The 21,177-nt window shown below is 69.8% G+C and carries 19 protein-coding genes; 3 read left to right on the top strand and 16 right to left on the bottom strand.

The annotated features are described in order from the left end of the window. The first annotated feature begins 3 nt into the window (after positions 1-3). Together AAF430_12580 and AAF430_12585 are read left to right on the top strand one after the other, a co-directional pair. On the top strand, positions 4-1,500 hold the full coding sequence (locus AAF430_12580; protein ID MEM7411064.1) for a glycosyltransferase: 1,497 nt from the start codon (positions 4-6) through the stop codon (positions 1,498-1,500). After that, entirely contained in the window at positions 1,497-2,465 is a 969-nt protein-coding gene (locus AAF430_12585; GenBank protein MEM7411065.1) for a glycosyltransferase family A protein, read from the top strand. Before AAF430_12580 ends, AAF430_12585 begins: the two co-directional genes overlap by 4 nt. On the opposite strand, the gene AAF430_12590 is transcribed toward AAF430_12585, so the two are convergent. The 14 genes from AAF430_12590 to tilS form a co-directional block, all read right to left on the bottom strand. After that, positions 2,462-4,162 (bottom strand): DUF6044 family protein, encoded by a 1,701-nt coding sequence (locus AAF430_12590; GenBank protein ID MEM7411066.1) that lies wholly within the window; start codon positions 4,160-4,162, stop codon positions 2,462-2,464. The genes AAF430_12585 and AAF430_12590 overlap by 4 nt on opposite strands. A gap of 1 nt (position 4,163) precedes the next feature. Beyond that, on the bottom strand, positions 4,164-5,303 hold the full coding sequence (gene rffA / locus AAF430_12595) for a dTDP-4-amino-4,6-dideoxygalactose transaminase (GenBank protein ID MEM7411067.1): 1,140 nt from the start codon (positions 5,301-5,303) through the stop codon (positions 4,164-4,166). Next, positions 5,300-6,202 (bottom strand): formyltransferase family protein, encoded by a 903-nt coding sequence (locus AAF430_12600; protein MEM7411068.1) that lies wholly within the window; start codon positions 6,200-6,202, stop codon positions 5,300-5,302. The genes rffA and AAF430_12600 overlap by 4 nt, the downstream gene beginning before the upstream one ends. Then, positions 6,199-7,197: a glycosyltransferase family 2 protein gene (locus tag AAF430_12605; GenBank protein MEM7411069.1), complete on the bottom strand. Its 999-nt coding sequence runs from the start codon at positions 7,195-7,197 to the stop codon at positions 6,199-6,201. The genes AAF430_12600 and AAF430_12605 overlap by 4 nt, the downstream gene beginning before the upstream one ends. Before the next feature lie 133 nt (positions 7,198-7,330). Next, the gene (locus AAF430_12610; GenBank protein MEM7411070.1) at positions 7,331-8,107 is read right to left on the bottom strand and encodes a class I SAM-dependent methyltransferase; all 777 of its coding nucleotides are present in this window, start codon (positions 8,105-8,107) and stop codon (positions 7,331-7,333) included. A gap of 248 nt (positions 8,108-8,355) precedes the next feature. Next, entirely contained in the window at positions 8,356-8,835 is a 480-nt protein-coding gene (tsaE, locus tag AAF430_12615) for a tRNA (adenosine(37)-N6)-threonylcarbamoyltransferase complex ATPase subunit type 1 TsaE (GenBank protein MEM7411071.1), read from the bottom strand. Continuing rightward, entirely contained in the window at positions 8,810-10,429 is a 1,620-nt protein-coding gene (locus AAF430_12620; protein MEM7411072.1) for an NAD(P)H-hydrate dehydratase, read from the bottom strand. Before AAF430_12620 ends, tsaE begins: the two co-directional genes overlap by 26 nt. 35 nt (positions 10,430-10,464) lie before the next feature. Next, a complete protein-coding gene (locus tag AAF430_12625; protein MEM7411073.1) occupies positions 10,465-11,175 on the bottom strand; it encodes a pyridoxine 5'-phosphate synthase in 711 nt (236 codons plus the stop codon). Then, entirely contained in the window at positions 11,175-12,539 is a 1,365-nt protein-coding gene (gene glmM, locus AAF430_12630) for a phosphoglucosamine mutase (GenBank protein MEM7411074.1), read from the bottom strand. The genes AAF430_12625 and glmM overlap by 1 nt, the downstream gene beginning before the upstream one ends. Beyond that, a complete protein-coding gene (locus tag AAF430_12635) occupies positions 12,536-13,222 on the bottom strand; it encodes a CdaR family protein (protein ID MEM7411075.1) in 687 nt (228 codons plus the stop codon). Before AAF430_12635 ends, glmM begins: the two co-directional genes overlap by 4 nt. A gap of 6 nt (positions 13,223-13,228) precedes the next feature. Beyond that, positions 13,229-14,185, bottom strand: coding sequence for a diadenylate cyclase CdaA (gene cdaA, locus AAF430_12640; GenBank protein MEM7411076.1), 957 nt, complete (start codon positions 14,183-14,185; stop codon positions 13,229-13,231). After that, positions 14,182-15,045 (bottom strand): dihydropteroate synthase, encoded by an 864-nt coding sequence (folP, locus tag AAF430_12645; protein ID MEM7411077.1) that lies wholly within the window; start codon positions 15,043-15,045, stop codon positions 14,182-14,184. Before folP ends, cdaA begins: the two co-directional genes overlap by 4 nt. 12 nt (positions 15,046-15,057) lie before the next feature. Then, the gene (ftsH, locus tag AAF430_12650) at positions 15,058-16,977 is read right to left on the bottom strand and encodes an ATP-dependent zinc metalloprotease FtsH (GenBank protein MEM7411078.1); all 1,920 of its coding nucleotides are present in this window, start codon (positions 16,975-16,977) and stop codon (positions 15,058-15,060) included. Positions 16,978-17,058: 81 nt separating this feature from the next. After that, positions 17,059-18,123, bottom strand: coding sequence for a tRNA lysidine(34) synthetase TilS (tilS, locus tag AAF430_12655; protein MEM7411079.1), 1,065 nt, complete (start codon positions 18,121-18,123; stop codon positions 17,059-17,061). A gap of 86 nt (positions 18,124-18,209) precedes the next feature. Here tilS and AAF430_12660 point away from each other — a divergent pair, with 86 nt between their 5' ends. After that, positions 18,210-19,211: a chromosome partitioning protein ParB gene (locus tag AAF430_12660; GenBank protein ID MEM7411080.1), complete on the top strand. Its 1,002-nt coding sequence runs from the start codon at positions 18,210-18,212 to the stop codon at positions 19,209-19,211. On the opposite strand, the gene AAF430_12665 is transcribed toward AAF430_12660, so the two are convergent. Together AAF430_12665 and AAF430_12670 are read right to left on the bottom strand one after the other, a co-directional pair. Beyond that, positions 19,208-20,218, bottom strand: coding sequence for a hypothetical protein (locus AAF430_12665; GenBank protein ID MEM7411081.1), 1,011 nt, complete (start codon positions 20,216-20,218; stop codon positions 19,208-19,210). The two genes, AAF430_12660 and AAF430_12665, sit on opposite strands and share 4 nt — an antisense overlap. Positions 20,219-20,279: 61 nt before the next feature. Then, on the bottom strand, positions 20,280-21,143 hold the full coding sequence (locus AAF430_12670) for a MaoC family dehydratase (protein ID MEM7411082.1): 864 nt from the start codon (positions 21,141-21,143) through the stop codon (positions 20,280-20,282). Positions 21,144-21,177: the final 34 nt, after the last annotated feature.

The following is a 21,177-nucleotide window of genomic DNA, read 5'->3' on the forward strand; positions in this document are numbered from 1 at the left end:
TTCATGCGCCGTGAGGATCTCACTGCGAAGCTCTCGGGCTTCGACGGGAAGGCCGACGTCCACGATTGGACCTGGCATGGATGGCACCCGTGGCCGCTGTTGCGCACCCGCCTGCTGCTCGCTCTGCATGGCGAGCCGGCGGTGCCCGCCGAGAAGCCGAAGTTCGGGGCCCGTGCGCGGGCCGCGCTCGATTGGCGCCGACGTCAGCGCCATCGTCGGTCGCGCTACGCGCGTCAGAAGCGGGGTCCCGAGGCGAAAGCCGACGTCGTATTCCTGAGCAACGCGAATCGTTCGGAGCGCCTGGGCACCACCGACTACAACACGGTGGTCGACCCCTGGAACGAGGCGCTCACCGCGGGCGGACACGTCGTCAGTGTCTGGAATCTCGGGGACCCGGTGGCGCGGCCCCTGCCCGGCCACGTCACGATCCAGGCCGCGCTCGACGAGATCCGCCGCCAGCCCGAGCCGCCGGTCGAGCCGGCGCCTGCCTGGTTCCTGGGACTCGCTGACTTCGTGGCCGACGAGCTCGATTCCGAGCTCAGCTGGCGTGAGGTCTGGCGCGACCTGTGTCTGGTCGAAGCCTACGCCCAGCGCTTCGGCGAATGGCTCGCCGCAGCCCAGCCTCGCTCGCTGGTGGTCGACTGCTGGTACCTGTGCGAGATGCTCGGGGCCACCCTCGCCGCCCATCGACAGGGCATTCCGGTCATCGATCTGCAGCACGGCATCCAGGGGCACGCCCACCCGGCCTACGCCGGCTGGAACCGTCCCCCGGAAGGCGGCTACGAGACCTTCCCGGATCGCTTCTGGGTGTGGGGCGACTGGGATGCCCAGTCGCTGCGCGACCACAACCCGGGCGCCTTCACCGAGAACGACGTGCGTGTCGTCGGCAACCCGTGGATCGCCGACTGGAGCACCCTCGTCCCGCGTCGCGGTGGCGAGGAAGCGCGAGAGGCCACTCCGCCCCCGGGTATCTCGCGCACCGTGCTCGTGACGCTGCAAAAAGGTGTGCCGTTCCGGGATTCCCTGGTCGAACTCGTACGCGCCTCGCCGACCGACTGGCACTGGTGGATCCGACTGCACCGCAACATGCGCGAACGCGCCCCCCAGCTCGAGCAGGAACTACGCAGCGCGACGGGCCGCCCGGTCGAAGTCGAGCGAGCCACCGAGCTTCCGCTCTACGCCCTCCTGCGCAACAGCTCCTGGCACGTCACGGCGTTCTCCACCTGCGCCCTCGAAGCCATGGCGTTCGGCGTACCGACCCTGCTCACCGATGCCAGCGGAAGCCATGCCTACGCGGAGTTCGTGGCCCAGGGCGCGATGCACGCTCCAGAGGACCTCGAAGCCCGCGTGGCGCTGTTGGCGCGCGACCCGGAACGCTTCGCCGAGACCTGCCGGCGCGGTGCGCGACGGGTGTTCGCGGGCCCCGACTGGCGCGCACTCTCCGAGGTGCTGGCGCCCGCCGCGGATCGACCGCCGGCGACGAAGGACGCGTCGTCGTGAGCGCGTTCAGCGCAGAGGCCCCGGCTGCGCCCCTGCGGGTCGACATCGCGATCGTCACCCGCGATCGCCCGGCGCTCCTGGCCCAGCTGCTCGAGAGCCTCGACACCCTCATCCTGGCCGAACCCGTCCCGGAAGTGCGTATCGTGGTCGTGGACAACGCGCCGGATGCCACCGCCGCCGAGGTGTGCCGCGAGGCCGCAGACCGCGGGCGCTTCCCGCTCCTCTACATCCACGAGAAGCGCTGCGGGATCCCACAGGCGCGCAACGCAGCGCTGCGGGCGGGGATCGCCGACGCGGATTGCATCGCTTTCATCGATGACGACGAGCTTCCCCACGAAGACTGGCTCGCCGCCCTGCTGTTTGCCCAGGCGCGTTGGGACGCCGACGTCGTGACCGGGCCCTCGGAGCCCTGGTTCGAGAACGGCGCGCCGGGTTGGATCGTGGCCAGCGGCTTCTTCGAGCCTCCCGCACATGCGGACGGTGCGGTGCTGACGACGGCCTACACGAACAACGTGCTCGTTCGTACACGCGCCCTGGCGAACCTCGAGCCGCTCTTCGACGAGCGCCTCGCGCTCACCGGCAGCAGCGACAGCGAATTCTTCGGGCGCGTCGCGCGCGCCGGGCGATCGATTCGCTGGTGCGCAGGGGCCCGCACGCGCGAGCGAATCGGCCCGACGCGTGCCCGCGCGGGTTGGATCCTGCAGCGGAGCTTCCGCCACGGCAATGCGGCGGGCTTCGTCGGAACCCAGTGCCAGCAACCCGCCCGTTCCCGCTGGAGCGTGGCGGCCCAGGGCGTCTGGTGCCTGGTGCGCGGCAGCGCGTCACTCGCCTGGGCCGCGCTCCGCGGGCGCGCCGCCTGGGTGAAGCCACTGACCCTCGCCTCGGTGGGCTGCGGTCTGCTCGCGTCGTCCTGGGGCGTCGTCTACGAGGAGTACCGCCAGATCCACGGCGGCGACGACGCCTAGGGCTCGGCCGTCGTCCGCCAGCGGCCTTCGTAGAGCTGGAGTCGCCAGGCCGAATCGGGATCCTCGAACGCGCCGCGCCAGCGCAGTCCACTGGCCTGGGCTGCCACCGGATCGATCTCCACGGCCGAGAGCACGTAGTCGGCGCCGAGCGCCTGCAACGCAGCGGGATCGAGCCGGAGAGCCTCGACCCTCCCTTCGCGGTCTGCGGTGTGGAAATAGTCGAGGCCGAGCTCGCGGGAGAAGACGTAGGCGCGGCTCCCCCAGCCATCGAAGTAGCGGGCGATCCGCGGCGCCGCCTCGAGCTCCGCGGCCATGACCCGCCGCAGCGCGTGCTTCTGTTCCAGTGCGTAGTTCGGGACGTAGCCGTCGGCCGTGTGAAAGCCGTTGTAGGCCGCGATCGTCGGGTGCAGTCCGAGACTCACCACCCGATAGCTGCCTGCGGTCCGCCCGATCGCGTCGCGAATCGCCGAGAACTGGCTCTCGGCATAGAACGCGCGATACGAGATCCCACGCTCCGCGAACACCCGGAGTGCATCGCTCGCGAAGACCGTCGCCAACAGCTGGGCGCCGATCAGCGTACGGACCCAGAGGTCGCGCTGTTCCGGGGATCGTGCGCGATCGGCGATCCCCGCGAGCGCCAGCCCGAAGCCCACGGTCCACAGCAGCGGCAGGAGCGTGTAGAAACGATCCGCCGTGAACCCGACGCCGAAGGAGAGCAGCGTACGGACCGGCCCGAACCCGCTCCACCGGTACAGCACGTAGAGCAGCACGATCGCGCCGATTCCGGCGAGCACGCCGGCGAGCGCGCGACGCGTCGCGCGACGACCTCCCGGCAGGGCGAGGGCCAGTAGCAGCGTGGTCCCCATGACCGGCCAGGCGACGGGCAGCGCGTGGGTCGGACCCTCCCAGAATGCGTCCCAGCCCTTGCCGAGGGCCCAGCGGAAGGGCAGCAGACGGGGGTCGAACTCGGTGCGATGAGAGACGAAGGAAGCGCCGCTCAGCGCCTCGACGACGAGGCGGTAGTCCACGATCAGATGCAAGACCGCGAAGACCACCAGGCCGCCCCAGAACGGCGTGCGCAGCCGGCGCTCGCGCCACACGTCGCGCGCACCGAACGCCGCGAATACAGCGATGAAGAACGCCGTGGCAAAGATCAGGAAGCCGTAGAACGGGAGGGCGACGAGCACCGCCCAGTCTCGCCAGTGGCCGCCGCCGCGACGCAGCGCGAGCAGGGCGTGCGCCGCCCAGGGTTGCCCCGCGATCGCGGCGCCGCCCGACGGCCAGAACGGGAGCCAGGCCCAGACCAGCGCGACGAGCGCGCTCCACTCGAGGCAGCGCTCCTCGCCGCGGAAGACCTCGTCCCGCAGGAGCAGGAACATGCCGACCCAGGCAATCCCCCGCAGCAAGAGCTGGTTGACCCAGCTGGCGGTGTACGGATCGAAGACCACGTAGAGCCAGAGCTGAAGGTTCCACTCCGAGGGAAGCACGGCCCTGGGGAGCCCGCCGAGCAGGTTCGGAACGACGGCCTCGTTGGGCGCGAAGATCCGCCCGCTCTCGGCGAGCACCTTCCACGCGACCAGCGTCGAGTCCAGGTGATCGTGGATGCGGACGAACCCGTCCTCGCCCATCGCGACCCACGGCGCGACGTAAAGAGCGACGCCCAGGAACCCCACGGCGCCACACGCCCACAGCGGCATGTCAGGGCTCGACGAGATCCAGGACGGCCTCGATGACCCGATCTTGCTCGTCCGCGGAGAGCTCGAAGTAGCAGGGCAACCGGATCAGCCGAGCCGCCAGCTCCTCGGTCACCGGGAGGTCGTCGGGCGCGTAGCCCATCGCCCGCCCCATGGGCGAGCTGTGGAGCGGTACGTAGTGGAAGACGGCTTGGATTCCTTCCTTCTCGAGCCCGTGCAGGATCCGGTTCCGATCGACCGCCGATTCCGCGATCAGGTAGAACATGTGCCCGTTGCAGGTGGTGTCGACGGGCACCGTCGGCAGGGTCGCCAGACCCGCTTCCTCGAGCGGCGCCAGCCCCACCCGATAGCGGGAGAAGATCGCGGCCCGCTTGTGGGTGATCTCGGCGGCCTCCTCGAGCTGGGCGTAGAGGAAGGCCGCGTTGAGTTCGGACGGCACGTAGGACGAGCCCACATCGACCCACGAGTACTTGTCGACGTCACCGCGCAGGAACTGGCTGCGATTGGTGCCCTTCTCGCGCAGGATCTCGGCGCGTTCGATCCAGGCCGGATCGTTCACCACCAACGCCCCACCCTCGCCGCAGATGAAGTTCTTCGTCTCGTGAAAGCTGAAGCAGCCGAGCTGCCCGAACGTACCGAGCGGCCGACCCCGGTAGTTCGAGTTGACGGCCTGTGCCGCGTCCTCGACGACCCATAGATCGTGGTGATCGGCGATCTCGAGAATGCGGTCCATCGCACAGCCCACACCCGCGTAGTGCACCGGCACGATGCCGCGGGTCCGCGGACCGATCGCCGCTTCGAGCTGCTCCTCATCGAGATTGAGCGTGTCAGGGCGGATGTCGACGAAACGCAGCCGCGCCCCCCGCAGCGCAAACGCGTTCGCCGTCGACACGAAGGTGAAGGACGGGAGGATCACCTCGTCCCCTTCCTCGACGTCGCAGAGCATCGCGGCCATCTCGAGGGCCGCGGTGCACGAGGTCGTGAGCAGCACGCGCGCCGCGCCCGTCGTCCGTTCGAGCCAGGCCTCACAGCGCCGGGTGAAGGCCCCGTTGCCCGCGAGCTGCCCTTCCAACACGGCCTGGGAGATGTAGAAGAGCTCCTTCCCCACGATGAACGGCTTGTTGAACGGGATCCTCTCGGTCACGAAAACCTCACGCGCAGCGTCTTCCACGGCAGCAGGCTGCCCTCCGGGCCGGTCAGCCGGGTGATGCGCAGGAGCCCGGTGCCGCAGACCACGACGGGCTCACCGCCCTCGGCGATCCGCCAGACCTTCCCGACCTGGCGCACCTCGAAGGGCAGATCCGGCTCCACCGTCACGGCCTCGATCTGGACGACCTGGCCCGCGACGCGGGCGCGCGCACCACCGAGGGGTGGCCCCAGCGCGCGGACCGTGCGCTCGAGGCGCTCGGCGGATTCGGTCCAGTCGAGGAAATAGTCTTCTTCGTCTCGCCACAGGCTGTAGGTCGCCTGGGAGTCGTCCTGGGGTGTCGCAACCAGGTTCCCCGCGACGAGCCCCCGGACACCTTCGCAAACGCCCTCGACGTAGAGCGGGATCACCCGCGTCATCAGGTCGCCGATCGCGTGGTGCGCGCCCACCCGAGTCCGGTGCTGCGCGATGACGTCACCGGTATCGACCTCGGGTTCGGCCAGGAACACGGTGACCCCGACCTCCGGATCGCCCTGGATCAGCGCGGTCGCCAGCGGTGCGAAGCCCCGATACTTCGGAAGGAGCGAATCGTGGGCGACGAGCACCCGTCGCGGCAGGGCGTCGAGCAACCACGGCGGCACCAGGTAGCGCCATCCGACCATCGCCATCGCGTCGACCTGATGCGCGTCCAGCGCGTCCGGTCCCGCGATCACGTCCCGCCACACCAGCACCGGCACGTCGGCCTTCGCCGCCCGATCGCGCAGCGCGGCGGCCGACGGGTCGTGCTTCGAGACGCTGAGCGCCAGCGGGAGGCGCGGGAAGCGCTCGAGCAGCGCATCGAACACCGTCTCCCCGCGCGCGCCCCCGAAACAGCAGAGCAGGCGACGGATCGTCACGGTCGTCGCTCCCGCACGAGGAAGGCAGGCTTCCCGCTCTGTTTCAGGAAGATCTTACCGACGTACTCCGCCACCACGCCCAGGCACACGAGCTGCACCCCGCCGAGGAAGAACACGGCCACCGCCAGGACGGCCACGCCCGACTCGACCGGATGGCCCGCCAGCGAGGCGCCCACGCTGCCCGCACCCACCGCGAGCGCGCCCGCCGCCACGGCGAGCCCCGCCAGCGAGATGGCGCGCAGCGGCAGCGCCGTGAACGTGAGAAGCGCGACCCCGAAGTGCCGCAGGAGCTTCCCGAGCGTGTAGTTGGAATCCCCGGACCAGCGCTCCTCGTGGGCGACCTCCACGGCGCTCGTGTGGTGGGTGATCCAGCTGATCAGACCGTCGGTGTAGAGGTAGTCGTGCTGCTGGCGCGCCAAGGCGTCGATGACCGGGCGGGCGATGAGGCGATAGTTGCTATAGCGCGGGTGGATGCCGGGAATGGCCACGCGAATGAGCTGCCGCGAGAGGCGCGAGGTCCAGTTGCGGAACCGTGAGTGGCGCCGGTCCTCGAAGTAGCCGAACACCACGTCGAAGCCGCCACGTTCCTGCTCGGCGATGAGCTTCGGGAGTTCTTCGGGCGGATTCTGCAGGTCGTCGTCCAGCGTGACGACGAAGTCGCCGCGCGCGTGCTGGAAGCCACACATCAGCGCGTTGTGCTGACCGAAGTTCCGCATGAGGCGGAAGCCGCGGATGCGCGCGTCCTCGGAGGCCAGCCCCGCGACGACGTCCCAACTGGTGTCGCGACTGGCGTCATCGACCAGCAGGAGCTCCCAGGACACCGCGAGCGTCTCGAAGATCTTCTGGAGCCGCGCCACGAGCAGCGGGAGGATCCGCGCGCTCTGATACACGGGCACCACCACCGAGAACCGCGGTACCTCGATGGCGCACAGGGCGCAGGGCTCTCCCGGCGCCTGGGCCGGCGTCCCGCAGACATCGCACTCGAGCGAGCTCACCCCGCGCGCACCTCTCCCTGGGCCCGGTCCAGCCACCGCGCCCTCTCCGTGCTCCTCTCATCGGTAGAGAAGCCGCAGAGCTGGACCCGAGAGGCCCGCCGTTGCGGGAGATTTCAGGAACCTCGCGGAATCGCTACCCGCGGGGAGGCCTGCGCGCCACGGCCACCCAGGAGCTTCCCCAGCGTGGCGCTCGGCCGGCCGCGATCTGCTTGCGTTCGCCCGCCAGACGCCGGTCGACCCAACGCCGCGCCCAGCCGGTCGCGTGGTGGTCCTGTCGCGTGCGGGCGGCATCGGCTTCCGCCGGCAGCGCGCCACCGCGAGCCCTGCGCCACCGGGACGGCAGGGACCGGCCGACCCAGATGGGCCCCACGAGCGCCCCGAAGCAGGCGCTCGACCACTCGAGTTCGAGCCCTCGGCTGGCCAGAAGCTGCTCGAACTCTCCACGCCGATAACGCCGCTGGTGCTGGGCAATCTCGTCTTCATCACTCCAGAGCCAGGGATGCGCGGGGACCGTCGCATAGAGACGACCCCCCGGAATGAGCGCATCGACCGCCGCCTGCACGAGGGTGCCGGGATCCTCCAGATGCTCGAGCACGTCGAAGAGCCCGACCGCTCCCACCGTTTCGGGACCGAAGCCGAGATCCTGCCAGTGGCCCTGGATCACCCAGTCGACGCCGCGTCGCCGCGCGATCACACACCCTTCTGCTCCGGGCTCCACGAGAGCCGTCGAGAGCCCGAGACCTTCGAAGAAGCGCGCCTGATAGCCATTCCCACCGCCGACGTCGAAGAGCCGCCCCGGCGGAGGGAAACACTGGAGAAGGGACGCGAGCACCTGGTTTCGGTGCTCGAACCAGAAGCTCCCGTCCTCGACGGCCGCGAAGACCCCTCGGGCCTGGTCGGGATAGGCCACGGCCTCGTGGGAGTTCCGCGCTGGACGCCACACGCCCTCCGGCCCGGCAGAGAGCGCCAGGCCGCACGACCCGCAGGGCGCTGCGTCACGTCCGTGAAAGACGGCGCAGTCAGGTCGCTGACACAGAGCGGTCTCGCCGCCCCGGGGTTCCCGTTTCCCCACGCCGCTTCCCGTTTTCCCCACGCCCCGTCCCGTTGTTTCCACACCACTTCGCATCGGACGATCGCGCTGGGGGTCGGAGCCCGGCTTCACTCGCCCAGGGCGTCCCGCCAGCCCGCGAGCCAGGTCTCCGCCCGGGGCCCGCCCGCGCGGGCCTCGATCACGCGCTCGGCCTCCCCATCGCGATCGAGGGTGATCGCGAGATGGTCCGCGGGCCAGGCCTCCGGTACCCGTTCGCTCCACTCGACCGCGAGCACACGATCCGAGCCGAGCCAATCGAGCAAGCCCGCATTCTCGAGCTCCAGGGCGTCGGCCACGCGGTAGCAATCGACATGAACCAACCGGCCACCGTGTGGAAGCACGTGTTCTGCTGCCAACACGAACGTTGGACTCTGTACGCGCGCTGGATCGAGACCGAGACCCTCGGCAAGCCCCTTCACGAAGTGCGTCTTCCCGGCGCCCAGGGGTCCGCTCAGGCAGAGCACCGCACCGCGCCCGGGGTCGAGGGCCAGGGCGAGGCTCGCTGCGATCTCGGCGGTGCGCTCAGGAGTCGGGGAAACCCATCGCAAGCGCGTGGTCCTCTTCCTGGAACGAGAAGCCGGGGACGCTCCGCTCCCGGAGCTCAGCGATCGCCGCCGGGAGCCCCTCGAGAAGGTCGCGGGCCTGGAGTCCCGCGTCCCCGAACTGGCGCGACCAGCGATCCGCTGCGGCCCCGTGCAGGTACACCCCGAGACACGCGGCGTCGAACACCCCGACGCCCTGGGCGAGCAACGCCGTGATGGCACCCAGCAGCACGTCCCCGGTGCCCCCTGTCGCGAGTGCGGGCCCCCCGGTCGGGTTGATCCGCTCGTATTCGTCGGGCGAAGCGATGACCGTGCCCGCACCCTTCAAGACGACGACCGCACCCGTACGCGCGGCGAGCTCGCGCGCTGCGCCGAGGCGATCCTCGTTGATGGTCGCGGCGGAGAGGTCGAGCAGCGCGCCCGCTTCGCCCGGATGCGGCGTCAACACCGTCGCGCCGGGTCGCCCCCGCAATGGCTCGAGGTCTCCGGCGAAGGCGAAGAGCGCGTCGGCATCCAGCGCGAGTGGAGACTCGATCCGCTTCGACACAGCGCGCACCCAGGCCAGCGTTTCTTCGCCTCGCCCGATGCCGGGGCCGAGCCCCACGGCGTCGCGGGTCCGCGCCAGCGAGACGACGCCCTCTTCGGCGGCTGCCGCGAAGACGCTGCCGTCGAGATCCGGCAGGGGCTCCGTCATCGCTTCCAGGGTCTTCTCTTCGCAGACCTCGTGCACACCCGCCGGACACGCGAGGGTCACCAGCCCCGCCCCGGTCCGCCCGGCCGCTTCGGAGGCGAGGATCGCGGCCCCGGTCTTTCCCTGGGAGCCAGCCACGATCAGGGCGTGGCCGAAGCTGCCCTTGTGCCCCGATCGGGGCCGTTCGGGAAGCGCAGTTGCCGCACCCGTCTGGGTCCATGTGCTCACATGACGCGTGAGGGTTCTCGAAGTTCCGCCGTCGCCATCGGGAGCGTCCTGGGGGTCCGGAGCCGTATCGGCGATCCCGATCCGCGCGACCTCGATGCCCCCCGCGTGGGAACGCCCCGGCTCGAGCAGGTGCCCGGGCTTGGGGAGCCCGAGCGCGACCGTGAGATCCGCCTCGACCGCGGTCCCCTGGACTTGACCCGTGTCGGTGTGGATGCCGCTGGGAATGTCGACGGCGACCACCCGCACCCTTCCGCCGGACGCACCGCGCAGGAAGTTGAGCTGCTCGACCCACTGTGCGAGAGCGCCGGTGAGCGGGCGTGCGAGCCCGGTCCCGAAGAGTGCGTCGACGACGACGCCTTCCGTGGCCACGCCGCGCAGCGGAGGCTCCAGCGTGTCGGCGACGTCGACGCCGACGGCCCGGGCCCGCGCGCGCTGCACCGCGGCGTCCTCGCCGGGCGCGCCAGCCAGGGAAGCGAAGACGGGAACGCCGAGCAGCTTCAGCTGCCGCGCGATCACCAACCCGTCGCCGCCGTTGTTCCCGCGGCCACAGACGACGTGGACGAGCTCACCGGGACGACGCACCGACAGCACCAGACGCACGACTTCGCGCCCGGCGCTCTCCATGAGCACTTCCGCCGGAATGCCCCACCCCTCGATCGTGTGGCGGTCGAGCGCGCGCATCTGCGCCGCGCTCGGGAGGGGCCAGCTCCGCCGTGTCACGCGATGAGATCCCGCAGGTCGCGCAGGGCGCGGTCCAGACCGACGAGCACTGCGCGCGACAGCGCCGCGCGGCCGACCGCCACCCGCTCTGCAGCGGGCGCCGCTTCGACGACCTCCGGGAGCGCGCGGTAGTCGAGCCCACCCGACACCCCGACCCCGAGTCCGACCTTCGCCGCCAGGCGGGCGGCGTCCCCGAGCTGCTCGAGCGCCTGACGGCGCTCGTTGCCCGGCAGATCGACCAGCGCGCCGGTGTAGAGCTCTACGCGGGAGACGCCCGCGGCATGCGCCGCCTTCACCGCGTCGAGGTTCGGCGGAATCAGCCCCGCCACGACGAGACCAGCTTCGCGCAGGCCCCGAATCGCTCCGGCGATCCCGTCGGCGTCCTGGCGCAGATCGAGCGGGCTCGCCGCCGCGCGTCCTTCCGCACGGTCGCCGGCGAGCAGCACGGCATCGGGGCGCAGCTCCAGAGCCGCGCGCAGCAGCGTCTCGAGGGCGGGCATGCGCAGCTCGAGGCGTCGCGCCGCGCGTCGCGTATCCCGCAGGTCCTCTTCACTGACCGGCTTGCCGTCGACGTTAACGCCGAGGCGCACGGCATCGACGCCCGCGAGTTCCGCCAGGGTCGCGGCCGCCGCCAGGTCGACTTCACTCGCCGCCGTCGCCTCTCGCAGGCTCGGCAACGCATCCAGCTCCAGAATCAAGCTCCGCACTAGTCCACCTCTCCCAGACTCTGCTGCAACGCGCCCGCCAGCTCATCGGCTGCCGACCGCACCCGCTCTTCGTCGTCTCCTTCGACCATCACCCGCGCCTTGGGCTCGGTGCCGCTGTACCGCACCAGGACGCGGCCACGGCCCTGGAGCTCGGACTCGACCCGGGCAAGCACCTGCTGAAAGCGCGGCAGCTCCTCGACCGCACGCTTCTTCGCCACGGTGACGTTCACGAGCACCTGGGGGACCGGCTCGAAATCCGCGACGAGTTCGGAGAGCCGCTTGCCGCTGCGGCGCAGGATCGCGAGCACCTGGAGCGCCGTCAGCAGCCCGTCGCCCGTCGTGTTGTGATCGAGCAGCACCACGTGGCCCGACTGTTCGCCGCCGAGATTCAGCCCCTGCTCGCGCATGGCCTCCACGACGTAGCGATCGCCCACCGCGGTTCGCACGAGTTCGAGTCCGAGACCGGCCAGGCCACGCTCGAGCCCGAGATTGCTCATCACGGTTGCCACGACCTTCCCCGCACGCAGGGCGCCGCGGGAATGGAGATCGCGCGCCAGGAGGAGCAGCAGCGCGTCGCCGTCGACCGTCTGACCGCGCTCGTCGATCATGATGCAGCGGTCGGCATCTCCGTCGAGGGCGATGCCGACGTCGGCGCGCAGCTCCTCGACCTTCGCGCCCGTGCGCTCGGGATGGAGCGCACCGAAACCATCGTTGATGTTGCGACCGTTCGGGTCGACGCCGAGCGCGAACACCTCCGCCCCCAGCTCGTGTAGCACCGTCGGACCGACCTTGTACGCCGCGCCGTGACCACAGTCGAGCACGACGCGCAGGCCGTCGAGCTCCAGGTCGCGGGGGAAGCTGTTCTTCAGGAACACGACGTAGCGCCCTTCGACGTCGTCGATCCGCCGCGCAGCGCCAATCGCGTCGGCAGGCGCGCGGTGCTGCGCGAGTTCGCCGCTCGCGATCAGCTCCTCCATCCGCATCTCGAGGGCGTCGGGAAGCTTGAAGCCGTCGCGCGAAAAGAACTTGATGCCGTTGTCCTGATACGGATTGTGACTCGCCGAGATCATCACGCCGGCGTCGCAGCGCATGTCCGCCGTCAGGAAAGCCATGCCCGGCGTGGGCATCGGACCCACCTGCAACACGTCGACGCCCATCGAGCACACGCCCGCCGCGAGGGCATCCTCGAAGAGGTAGCCCGAGAGCCGGGTGTCCTTGCCGATGATCACCCGGGGCCGGTCCTTCCCCCGGCTCGCGAACACGTGGGCCACGGCCTGCCCCAGAGCCAGGGCGGTCTCGGCGGTCATCGGGTGCTCATTGGCGCGGCCGCGCACCCCGTCGGTCCCGAACAAACGCTCGCTCATGCGCTCGGATTCTCTCCTGCCGCGTCGGGGGAGACGACCGGCGGCTCCGGAATCGCGACGATCTCGACCCGAACGGTGATCTCGTCGTCCTCTTCCATCCAGACGTGATCCACCAGCGAAAGCCGGACCTTCCGCTCCACCGATCCGCTGAGCCCACGAATGTCGATGGTCTCGGTGACGGCTTCTCGCATGCGCAGCACTTCGCGACGTTCTCCGGTCAGCCACACCTGGGTTGGCTCCACGTCGATCACCCCGAGCTCGTAGCCCGCCGCCGGGTCTCCCGTGACATCGGCGCGCACGCGCAGCGACTTGCGCCCGCGGCGGGCGAAGCGCAGCTCGAGACTCGCGGGAGAACGGCTGACGATCCGGGCGCCGGTGGGGAGCTGCTCTTCGATGCGACCCGCGTCCACCTCGTAGATGGCGTCCCCGGCCTGGGCGCCCGAGACCTCGACGGGGTAGTCGATCCGCGACGGCCCGACGTCGCGCAGCGCCGCCCGGCTCCCGAGGACGCGAATGTTCACCGCCCGCGCGCTCTGCCCGACCAGGACGAGGTCGTCCGGCACGCCCTCGAACACGATCGGGATGTCCACGCCGCGTTCGATCTCGGAGGTACCGTGGGCCATGCTCCACAGCGCCATCGCGATCAGCCAAGCGAGCAGCAGGGTTCCGAAGCGGATCGGCATCCTTCCCTAGACCGCCTTCTGCATCGAGCCGTCGTCGTCCGGCGCGGGAGGCGGCTCTTCCGGATCGGAAGACGCCTCTTCTTCGCCCTCGCCTTCCTCGCCCTCTTCGCTCTCGGGCAGCGGCTCGACGGCGAGCTCGGTCGCGGGGATGTCGCGCAGATCGCGGCGATCGCCGTTCAGGATGTCCCGCAAGACCGCACGCAGCCTGGGCCCGTCGAGGCCCTGGGCCATCGCGCCGCCGAAGACGAGCGAGATCGCTCCGGTCTCCTCGGAGACGACGACCACGACTGCGTCGGTTTCCTCGGTGAGGCCCACCGCCGCGCGATGGCGCGTGCCAACCCCTTCGGGCAGGTCTTCGCGCAGCGTCAGCGGGAGGATGCAGCCGGCGTACGAGATGCGCCCGGCCTGCACGACCACGGCGCCGTCGTGGAGCGGCGAGTAGGGAATGAAGATCGAGACCAACAAATCCTTGGCGACCGTCGCGTCGAGCGCGGTGCCGGTCTCGGTCTCGATCTGGTCATCGAGCTGGGTCTCGCGCTCGAGGACGACCAACGCACCGATGCGCTTGCGGGCCAGCTCCTGACAGGAGCGCACCACTTCTTCGACGATCTGGGTCTCGCGCGCCAAGGAAACCGACGGGAAGAACCCGCGGCCCACCCGCGCGAGGGCGCGCCGGATGTCGTGCTGGAAGAGCACGATCACGATCAACACGCCGTACTGGACGAAGTTCTCGAGGACGGTGCGCAGCGTGACGAGCTGGAAGAACTCGGAGGCCAGGCTCGCCGCGAACAGCACGAGCAGCCCGAGCATGATCTGGAACGCGCGCGTGCCGCGGATCAGCAGCAAGAGCCAGTAGATCCCGATCGTCACCAGCACGATGTCGATCACGTCGCGAACCGGGTCGAAGTTCGCGCCGAAGACCTCGATGAGATCCTGGATCCACTCCCAGATCGTCTCGATCACGCCGGGGTCCTCCCGGCGTCCGCATCACGGGCCGCTCGCAACGCGCGCGCGACGGCGACCACCCGGACCGCTCCGGCCACGTCGTGCACCCGCACCGTGTCGGCGCCCTCATAGACGGCGATCGCACACGCGGCGTGGGTGGCCGCATCGCGTTCGGGAGCGGGGTCCCCGGTGAGCGCGCCGAGAAAGGCCTTGCGCGAGGGTCCGACCCACACGGGGAAGCTCCCCCCCACGGCCCCGCGCAGCGCGCCGATGCGGGTCAGCAGCGCGTGGTTGTCTTCGGGGCGCTTTCCGAATCCGATCCCGGGATCGACCGCCAGCGCTGCGTCTGGCAGGCCGGCGTCGCGCGCCCAGGCGACCGACTCGCGGAGCTCGCCGGCCACCTCTTCGATCACGCGGTCGTAGTGCGGGTCGTCCTGCATCGTCTCCGGCGTACCGCGGGCATGTCCGAGGACCAGGCCAGCACCATGTCGCGACACGACCTCGGCGAGCGCGGGCTCGAAGCGCAGACCCGAGACATCGTTGACGACCTCGGCGCCCGCGGCGAGCGCGGCATCCGCCACCTCTGACTTGCGGGTGTCGACCGAGATCGGCGTGGCGAAACGCTTCGCGAGCGCCTCGATCAGCGGAACGGTGCGCGCGCACTCTTCGTCGACCGAGACCTCGCGAGCCCCCGGCCGGGTCGATTCGCCGCCCACATCGAGAAGATCGACGCCGGCTTCGACCTGCCCGGCCGCCAGTTCGAGCGCAGGCCCGAGATGGAGTCCGCCTCCATCGACGAACCGACCGCCGTCCGAGAAGGAGTCCGGGGTGGCGTTGAGTACACCGACCACCCGTGCCGTCTGCAGGATCGCCGACATGCGGCGCTCCTCCTAGCCGGGAACGGGCTCGGGGTCGGGTAGCTTGTCTCCGGGGAAGGTCTCGGAGGGCTCCGCCTCGGCCCGTTTCCGCGGGGGGTCGTTCTTTTTCGCGGGGACGACGGGGGTGGGGAGCGGGGGCATCGGTCTGCCCTCGAGCAAGCACTTCAGCTCCTCGGCGTCGAGGGTCTCGCGCTCGAGAAGCGCTTCGCTGATGCGGTCGAGAATCTCCCGGTTCTCATCCAGCAGGTTGTAGGCCGACTTGTACTGGTTCGTCAGGATGTCACTGATTTCCTGATCGATCTGCATGGCCTTGTCGTTGCTGTAGTCCTTGCGGGCGACGAAATCGCGGCCCAGGAACACGTCGTGATCGTCGTCGGCGAAGGACACCGGCCCGATCTTGTCGCTCATGCCGTAGGTGCAGACCATGCGTCGCGCCTGCTCCGTGGCCTGCTTCAGGTCGTTCGAGGCGCCGGTGGTGAAGTGGCCGAAGACCAGCTCCTCGGCGGCCCGACCGCCCATGGCGTGCTTGATCTGAGCCAGGATCTCCTGCTTCGAGAGGCCGTAGCGGTCCTCTTCCGGCATGGTCATCGTCACGCCCAGGGCCATTCCGCGCGGGATGATCGTGACCTTGTGCACCGGATCGGCCTCTTCGGTGAGCATTGCGACCAGCGCGTGCCCGGCCTCGTGGTAGGCCGTCTCGCGCTTGTCCTCTTCGCTCATGATGAGGCTCTTGCGCTCGGTGCCCAGGATGACCTTGTCCTTCGCCGCTTCGAAGTCGACGATGTGGACCTGATCGGCGTCGCGACGGGCCGCGAGCAGCGCGGACTCGTTCACCAGGTTCTGGAGGTCGGCACCGACGAAGCCCGGGGTGCCCCGCGCGATGATCTCGAGGTCGACGTCGTCGGCCAGGTTCACGCGGTTGGTGTGGACCTTGAGGATGGCGATGCGGCCGCGCAGGTCGGGGCGCGGCACCACCACGCGGCGGTCGAAGCGCCCGGGGCGCAGCAGCGCCGGGTCGAGCACGTCGGGCCGGTTGGTGGCGGCGATCAGGATCACGCCTTCGTTGCTCTCGAAGCCATCCATCTCGACGAGCAGCTGATTGAGCGTCTGCTCGCGCTCGTCGTGACCGCCGCCCAGCCCGGCGCCGCGGTGGCGCCCGACGGCGTCGATCTCATCGATGAAGATGATGCAGGGAGCGTTCTTCTTGCCTTGCAAGAAGAGGTCGCGGACGCGCGACGCACCGACGCCCACGAACATCTCGACGAAGTCACTTCCCGAGATGGAGAAGAACGGCACACCGGCCTCGCCGGCGACGGCGCGGGCCAGCAGCGTCTTGCCCGTGCCGGGCGGTCCGATCAGGAGGACGCCTTTCGGAATGCGGCCGCCCAGGCGGGTGAACTTCTTGGGCTCGCGCAGGAACTCGATGATCTCCTCGAGCTCGACCTTCGACTCTTCGACGCCTGCGACGTCCTCGAAGGTGACGCGATGTTGATTCTCGGTGAGCAGGCGGGCCCGGCTCTTGCCGAAGCTCATCGCCTTGCCCCCACCCGCCTGCATCTGGCGGATGAAGAAGATCCAGAGACCGATGATCAGCAGCAGCGGGAACCACATGATCAGGATCTGGCGCCAGAAGCCGGCCTCGGGCTTCGGCCGGGCCTCTACGGTCCCGACCTTCGTGCGGAGATTCGCGATCAGGCCTTCGGTGATGGCCGGTGCGTAGGTGGTGAACTCGCTGCCATCGCTCTTCGTGCCGCTGATCTGGTTCTCCTCGATCACGACCGAGGAGATCGACTCGCGCTCGACTTCTTCGAGGAAGTCGCTGTAGGCCAGGGGCGGCGGCGGCTGCTGGCCCTGCCGCAGCATCGTCACCAGCAGGAGGATCATCACCAGGATGACGACCCAAAGAGCCATGTTTCGGTACTGGTTGTTCACCCGATTCTCCGCTGGCCGCCGGCTGTGCGGCGGGCTCGACCCGCTGGGCGCTCGGGCCAAAAGCTGAGTGTTGAGAACAGTTTAACAGACGGATTCACCACTGCCGGGAAGCGGCCCCAGGGTGCACTCTCCGGCCCGCCCTTGGAGTGAAAGCCCCCCAGGCAGCTCGATGCGGCGACCGCCCCGGGGCTCCGCGAGAAACGCGAGCATCCGCTCCAGGTGGACGCGCTCAATGCTGCGCCCCGCCCCAGCCCGGATCAGCGCCTCGCGGGCAACCCGCCGGGCCAACGCGGCCGGCAGCGATCCCCAGTCCTTCACGTCGATCCGCAGCCATGCCCCCTCGACCACCAAACGCGCGCGCACCTCCTGCGCGACAGCCGCCTGGATCCATTCGGAATCCCTACGTTGTGCTTCGGCAAGCTGGGCGACGGTCTGGAGTAGCTGGGGGTTAAAGTCGGCCTGCAACCCGGGGATCCAGTGCCGGCGTAGGCGATTGCGTGCATAGGCATCGCTCGTGTTCGACGCATCCTCCCGCCATGCAAGGCCATGGAAGCCAGCGTAGGCGGCGATCTCGGCTCCGCTCTCCGCCAGCAGCGGCCGCCAGACGCGCCCGTCGACGGTGCGCTCGGGAATCCCGCCGAGCCCGTCGGGGCCCGTTCCCCGGAACAGACGCAGCAGGACCGTCTCGGCCTGATCGTCGGCGTGGTGGGCCGTCAGGACGATGTCGGCCTGGACCCGAGCCGCCAGCCGCGTGAAGGCCGCGTAGCGCAGCCGTCGCGCGGCTTCCTGGAGCGTCTCTCGGCCGCGCCCGGCTTGCCCTGCCCGCGCCGCCCGGGGATCGATGGCCTCCGTGGCGAAAGCGCAGCCCCACCGACGGGCGAGATCGGCCACGAAGGCCTGGTCCGCATCGGCCTCGGCTCCTCGCAACCCGTGGTGGACGTGGATCAGCGCCGCTCGGGCTCCCAGGCGCGCCGCCAGCCGCCACACCAGATGCGCGAGGACCGTCGAGTCGCGCCCTCCGGAGACGGCGACCGCCAGGCCCAGGCCGCGCGCCCCACCCTCGGCGAGCACGTCGGCCACGCGACGCTCGAACCGCTCGGCTCGGCGTTTCGGCGTATCCTCGTCGCGCTTGCGTCGGGTGGCCAAGGGAAACTCCGCACGGGTACCCCCCTAGTGTGGCCCCGACCGCGGCGCCGAGCCATTTCCCCGCGGCGCCGCGAACCGGAGGAAGCGTGGCTGCGAAGAAGTCGACCGCCAAGAAGACGACGGCGAAGAAGACCACCAAGAAGAAGGCCACGCGCCGCAAGAAGGTCGCCGCCGATTCACGCGGCCTGACACCGGCCGAGGTCGAAGCCGGCGGCGGCGCAGCCGCGCTGGAGCCGCTGGCGAAGCGGGTGGAATCCGTCGGCGGTCAGGTGCTCGCGCGCTACGCCGACCCGCTCGGCGGCACCCCTCTGCTGCTCGCGGTACTGCCGATCGCCGAGGTGATGCCGACCCCGTTCCAGCGCGACCTCTCCGACGCCCATGCGAAGCGCCTCGCCGACGTCGTCGACAAGGTGAACATCTTCCTCGACCCGGTGATCGCCGTGGAAGCAGGGGAAGCCTCGGGGCCTTCCTTCTGGACGCCGAACGGGCTGCATCGTCTGACGGCGCTGCAACGCATGGGCGCCCGCAGCATCACGGCCCTGGTGTCGCCGGACCCGGGCCTCGCGTACCGGATCCTCGCCCTCAACACCGAGAAGGCGCACAACACCAAGGAACGCTCCCTCGAAGCGGTGCGCATGGCGCGCGGCCTCGCCGATCTCGACCCGAGCAAGCCCGAGAAGGAATACGCCCTCGAGCTCGAGGACGGTTCCCTCATCACGCTGGGCTGCGCCTACGAGCAGCGCGCGCGCTTCGCGGGCGGTGCCTACGCGCCGGCACTCAAGTCGAGCGACGCCTTCCTCGACGACCCGCTCCCCGAAGCCCTCGCCCGTCGCGAGGCCCGGGCCGAGAAGCTCCTGACCATCGAAGACCGCGTGGCCGAGATCGCCAAGGGCCTGAAGGAACGCGGCTTCGACAGCCCCTACCTGCGCAACTTCGTGGTGGCGCGCATCCGCCCGTTCCGGCCGCGCGGGAAAGCGGCACCCGACGCCGACGCGCTCCTCGACCACATGCAGACCGCCGCCGAAAAGTTCGACGTGGGCAAGGTCAACGAGAGCCAGGTGGCGAAGACAGCGGGCGGCAGGGACTAGCGGCCGCCGCGCGCGCGAGACCGCTTTGCGGCCGCGAGCCCGAGGAGGCCCAGGTCCGCGACCGCGACGATAGCCGGTTCCGGGATCGTCGCGACGAACAGGGAGCTCTGACCCGAGAGCGGATTGGTCGCAGGGTCCCCGACCTCCTCACCGACGCCCACGAAGACCCGCCCGGTGCCCGACACGTCGATGAGTCGGAGCAGGCGTCGGTCGCCGATGTCGAGGCCCTGCGCCCCGAGCAGCGCTTCGAGGGTGATCATGCCCGGGTTCTCGTACCAGACGAACGCCTCGGAGCCGCGATCGCAAGTGGCCTCCCCGACGATCACGCTGCCGTCGAACGAGACCCCGTTGACGCGGCTCGCAAAGCCACCCCCATCGAGGTCGCCCAGGCCGAGGAGCTGGCCGTCCTTCCAGACCGCCGCTTCCGTCCCCAGGGCCGAGGTTCCCTCCCCCACGATCGTCGAGCCATCGAGGGAGATGTCGAAGGCTTCGCTGCCGAAGCCGCCGCCCGCCAGGTCACCCAGGGGCACCTCGGAGGTGCCATCGAAGAGGAACGCCTGGGTACTCCCCTGATTGCCGACATAGGTGAAGCCGTCGACGCTGCTGGCCGTCGGGTCCGCGTTCCGATCGGAGAACGTGGTCAAGAAAGAGTTCGTTCCAGCCGTGAACGGGCGCCCCTGCCGGGCCAGGTAGCGCCGCTGTCCCAGACGACTCAAGGACCCCACCACGCGGGTGCCGTCGCCATTCGGGATCGGTGTCGTCGCGAAGTCGCGTTGGAGCAGCTGCTGATTCGCGAAATGATTGATCGTGACGTCCGCGTCGACCCCGTACAGCCAGGCAAAGTGGCCCAGCACGCCATAGTCGACAGCGACCCCAACCAGCTCGCCGTTGGCCGACACCCGCGCGTCGTACTGGGCCCCCGGGGCCACATCGAGCACGCTGAAGGTCGGCGCAGCCGCCGCGGGAAGTGCACAACACACCGCGAACACGAGGGATTGGATTCGCACGGCGGGCCCCGCACTCGTGGCGCGAAATCGCCCGACTGGGCTCCTCCCGCCCGAGGACGCGTCAGCCCTTCAGCGCGCTCGCGTCGCCCACCAGGATCCGGGTGCCGTCGGTCTTGTCGACCCAGACCTCGCAGTGGACCCGCGTGTCCTGCCCTTCCGGAACCTCGTCCTTGATGCGTCCGTGGACGGTCACGCTCTCGTCGACCCACAGCACGTTCGTGAGCTTCACCGACATGCGACCGCCGCGGAGCCAGCCCATCCCGAAGTGGTTCTGCATGAGCTCCGAGACGAAGCAGGTGGACATCATCCCCTGCACGACGATGGTCGGAAAGCCGAGCTTCTTCGCCTGCTCGCGATCCGTGTGGTAGTTCGCGCCGGGACCCGAGAACATCCAGCAGCGCCGGTCGTCGATCGTCTTCGACAGGCTCGCGAGATCGGGCCCGGTGGCCGTCGGGAACGGCGGCGGCGGCGCCTTCTTCTTTGCCGTCTTCTCGTCGACGACGAAGCCGCCCTCCTCTTGCCCGTCCTTTGGAGGCAGGAAGCTCTGATGGGTATGGCCCCGCACCAGCAGCTCGCCGGTCTCGCCGTGCACGACATCGGTCTCGTTCACCACCCAGTCGCGCCCTCGGCGGTGGTAGCGCTCGATGATCGTGGAGCGCGTCTTCACCGGGGCGCCCACCGGGATCGGAGCAAACAGGAACCAGTCTTGCCGGCCGTGGAGGTTCCCGAACAGGTTCTTCAGGTACCACTCGCCGACGAACTCGTAGCACTCCGAGTGGTAGAGGAGCGGCGGGGCGTACTCGGCCTGCAGTTCGTGGCGGTCGTCGAGCGCGTCGGCGTAGAAGTCCACCACCTTGCGCGAGGCCTCGTAGCGGTTGCTGCCGCAGTGGCGGCCGACGTAGGCGGGCTGTCCGAGCAGATTCACGCGTCTCTCCTCCGGCGCGGTCGTTTGCTATGCC

Source organism: Myxococcota bacterium, from assembly GCA_039030075.1.
GTDB lineage: Bacteria > Myxococcota_A > UBA9160 > UBA9160 > SMWR01 > JAHEJV01.

Bases quoted from the DNA above. Each gene is read 5' to 3' on its own strand.
- AAF430_12580 (MEM7411064.1), top strand. From the start codon at position 4: ATGCGCCGTGAGGATCTCACTGCGAAGCTCTCGGGCTTCGACGGGAAG.
- AAF430_12590 (MEM7411066.1), bottom strand. From the start codon at position 4,162: ATGCCGCTGTGGGCGTGTGGCGCCGTGGGGTTCCTGGGCGTCGCTCTT.
- AAF430_12620 (MEM7411072.1), bottom strand. From the start codon at position 10,429: ATGCGCGCGCTCGACCGCCACACGATCGAGGGGTGGGGCATTCCGGCG.
- glmM (MEM7411074.1), bottom strand. From the start codon at position 12,539: ATGAGCGAGCGTTTGTTCGGGACCGACGGGGTGCGCGGCCGCGCCAAT.
- AAF430_12635 (MEM7411075.1), bottom strand. From the start codon at position 13,222: ATGCCGATCCGCTTCGGAACCCTGCTGCTCGCTTGGCTGATCGCGATG.
- folP (MEM7411077.1), bottom strand. From the start codon at position 15,045: ATGTCGGCGATCCTGCAGACGGCACGGGTGGTCGGTGTACTCAACGCC.